The organism is Lishizhenia sp., assembly GCF_033720595.1.
Classification (GTDB): domain Bacteria; phylum Bacteroidota; class Bacteroidia; order Flavobacteriales_D; family Crocinitomicaceae; genus Lishizhenia.
The window spans coordinates 1-2,868 of record NZ_JAWWCF010000276.1 but is presented as its reverse complement, the minus strand read 5'-3'; the positions used below and the strand labels follow the sequence as shown (position 1 = coordinate 2,868).

The 2,868-nt window shown below is 36.8% G+C and carries 4 protein-coding genes; 1 reads left to right on the top strand and 3 read right to left on the bottom strand.

All coding sequences use genetic code 11. The features are described from left to right. Nucleotides 1-313: hypothetical protein (locus R3333_RS13930; protein ID WP_318959379.1), on the top strand; the 313-nt coding region annotated here is incomplete at its 5' end. Here R3333_RS13930 and R3333_RS13925 read toward each other — a convergent pair. From R3333_RS13925 to R3333_RS13915, 3 genes are all read right to left on the bottom strand, one after another. Beyond that, nucleotides 302-544: a hypothetical protein gene (locus R3333_RS13925; RefSeq protein ID WP_318959378.1), complete on the bottom strand. Its 243-nt coding sequence runs from the start codon at nt 542-544 to the stop codon at nt 302-304. The two genes, R3333_RS13930 and R3333_RS13925, sit on opposite strands and share 12 nt — an antisense overlap. A 9-nt stretch (nt 545-553) precedes the next feature. Continuing rightward, nucleotides 554-964 carry a SufE family protein gene (locus R3333_RS13920; RefSeq protein WP_318959377.1) on the bottom strand — a complete coding sequence of 137 codons (411 nt, stop codon included), beginning with the start codon at nt 962-964 and terminating at the stop codon, nt 554-556. A gap of 73 nt (nt 965-1,037) precedes the next feature. After that, a complete protein-coding gene (locus tag R3333_RS13915; protein ID WP_318959376.1) occupies nt 1,038-2,276 on the bottom strand; it encodes a cysteine desulfurase in 1,239 nt (412 codons plus the stop codon). Between the last annotated feature and the right edge of the window lie 592 nt (nt 2,277-2,868).

Here is a 2,868-nt window from a genome sequence, read left to right as displayed (position 1 = left end):
GTCTGACAAGCTAGACCTCCCTGTAAATCTATTGGATGGAAAAAACGATGAACTTCACGAAGTTGTTGATGGAATACTTTTATTCCATGAAAATCATGACATCTCTAAAGATTCTGAAGAAATTATTTCTAGCCTAGATAAAAGCAACATTCCTGCTCATAAAGTAGACATTAACGGTACGCTTACAGCTACGGTTACTAATTTCCAGATGTGGATAGAGCGCAATAACTGTAAAAATGTGGTTGTGTTAGGTAATCCTGAAGTTAGTAAAAATGAAAATCTTTACCGTTTCTTAGAAAAGTTAGAAGCTTAATTGACAGTCTTCTGTCTCCTCCACAATTTGATTTAATACTCTTGGCTGATGAGCAAATGCTCGCTGCAAGCTGTCCATCATATCAATACACACCATGCGTCCTGCAGGGTCATTTACATTTTCGCTTAAACAATTACAATAACGTTCAACAGCATCACTTGCTGCTTGGTTTTTACATGAAAAGAGGGACATAAGTCCCCCTAATGCTATGATCAATATCTTTTTATTCATCTGAATAGTTTAGGCATTTTGTATCGCTTCCATTTTCATTTTCTTCACCATACTTACCAATCCATTGGCACGTGTTGGTGATAAATGTTCTTGCAAACCTATCTCTTTTAAAAATGCTAAATCTGCTTTTGCAACATCCGCTGGAGATTCATTGTCTAAAACACGGATTAAAAGAGCAATGATACCTTTCGTAATGATAGCATCTGAATCTGCTGTAAACTTCATTACATCTCCTTCTTTCTCCGCATGCAACCACACTTGTGATTGACACCCTTTGATCAACTTCTCCTCTACTTTGTACTTTTCATCAATTAAAGGAAGGTCTTTCCCCAATTCTATAATGTATTCGTATTTCTCCATCCAATCGGAGTAAATCGCGAATTCGTCTACTATCTCTTCTTCTTTTGCTTTTATTGACATGCTGTAAAATTAATGAAGATTCACAATTAATTAAATCCTAGAATCGTTGAGTTTTTTCTTCTTGGTCAAGGTCTTAACTCAACATAGTAATTACACGCTTTAAACCAGCGATTAAAATATCTACCTCCTCCTTGGTATTATAAAAAGCAAAAGATGCTCTTATGGTACCCGGAATACTGTAGAAATCCATTACAGGCTGCGCACAGTGGTGTCCTGTTCTTACGGCGATACCCAATTTATCCAATAAAGACCCTACATCATATGGGTGCTGACCTTTCACCAAGAAAGAAATTACACTTACTTTGTTTTCTGCCTCACCGTAAAACTCTATTTCTGGTATCTTTTTCAATTCAGCAGTAGCATACTCCAATAAGTCTTTTTCGTACGCTTCAACAGCTTCAAAATCGAAGGTTGATAAATATTCAAAGGCAGTACCTAAAGCAATACCTCCAACAATGTTAGGCGTACCCGCTTCAAACTTGTGCGGTAATTCGTTGTAGGTAGTTTTTTCAAAAGTCACTGTTTTGATCATGTCTCCTCCACCTTGGTAAGGAGGCATAGCATTTAAAACCTCTTCCTTACCGTACAAAATACCTACTCCTGTTGGTCCAAATACTTTATGTCCAGAAAAAGCATAAAAATCACAATCTAAACCTTGAACATCAACAGTGGTGTGTTGCATACTTTGTGCACCATCCACCAAGAACTTGGCTCCAACAGCATGTGCCTGAGCGATCATTTCTTTTACAGGATTCACCGTACCTAATGCATTAGATATATGTGTAACACTCACCAATTTGGTTTTCTCATTCAACATACTTTGGTAAGCCGCTAAGTCAAGCTCACCTTTTGTTGACATAGGAATCACTTTTAAAACTGCACCTTTTCGCTCACACAACATTTGCCATGGCACTATGTTAGAATGGTGTTCCATAGCAGAAATGATAATTTCATCTCCTTCGTTCACCAATTCTCCAAATGAAAAGGCTACGAGATTAATACTATCTGTAGTTCCTTTTGTAAATAAAACTTGATGACTGTTTTCTGCATTGATGTAACGCTGAATGGTATTCCTGGCTTCCTCATACAAACCAGTAGAGTGTTGACTTAAGAAGTGTACTCCACGGTGAATATTTGCATTTTCCTTTGCATAAAAGGTATCTATAGCGTCGATAACAACTTGCGGCTTTTGCGCAGTTGCACCGTTATCTAAATAGATTAAGTTTTTATCGTAAACTTTCGTTTGTAAAATAGGGAAATCCTTACGAACCTCTTCTACATTAAATCCTTTCTGTACAGCCAGTTTTTCCATGCTACAAAGATAAACAAGCTTTCTTATTTGAAATGATTCTAAAGAGAAAAGTTCGGTAAATGATGGTGGTCGACAATTAGAGTTGGCGAAGAATTAACACTTCTTACTTCGGCATCTCCACTTCGCTCGATAACCTCGGTTGAAAAATCCAGGAATAATGGTTGTCGAAAATTTGAATAGGGCAACTTTGAAGGGTTACATAATCTGCATCTTGATAATATGAATTAGCTTGATAACCTTGGTTTAAACTACTTAGAAATGTTATCCATAATCAACGGCAGACATCATGTAAATGAGTGTTATAACTCAATTGAGCAACACATAACATTCATTCAAAGCAGCAGAATAATAAGTTATGGTGCGGAGTCGAGATAAACGATACAACAGACCGTATCTTTAACTTTACAAACCCTTCTACTTACGTTTCAAATGCATTAAAAATTCACGGTTCCCATTCCCTCCTAGGATAGGACTCTCTGTATGATCTTGGTAAATAAAATTACTTAACACAGCCAATTTCTGCACTTTTTCAATGACCCCTGGATATAGCTTTACATCTTTCACAATACCCCCTTTAGAAATATTCTCTTTT

Coding starts and splice junctions, on each gene's coding strand:
- R3333_RS13915 (WP_318959376.1), bottom strand. CDS start 2,276: ATGGAAAAACTGGCTGTACAGAAAGGATTTAATGTAGAAGAGGTTCGT.
- R3333_RS13925 (WP_318959378.1), bottom strand. CDS start 544: ATGAATAAAAAGATATTGATCATAGCATTAGGGGGACTTATGTCCCTC.
- R3333_RS13920 (WP_318959377.1), bottom strand. CDS start 964: ATGTCAATAAAAGCAAAAGAAGAAGAGATAGTAGACGAATTCGCGATT.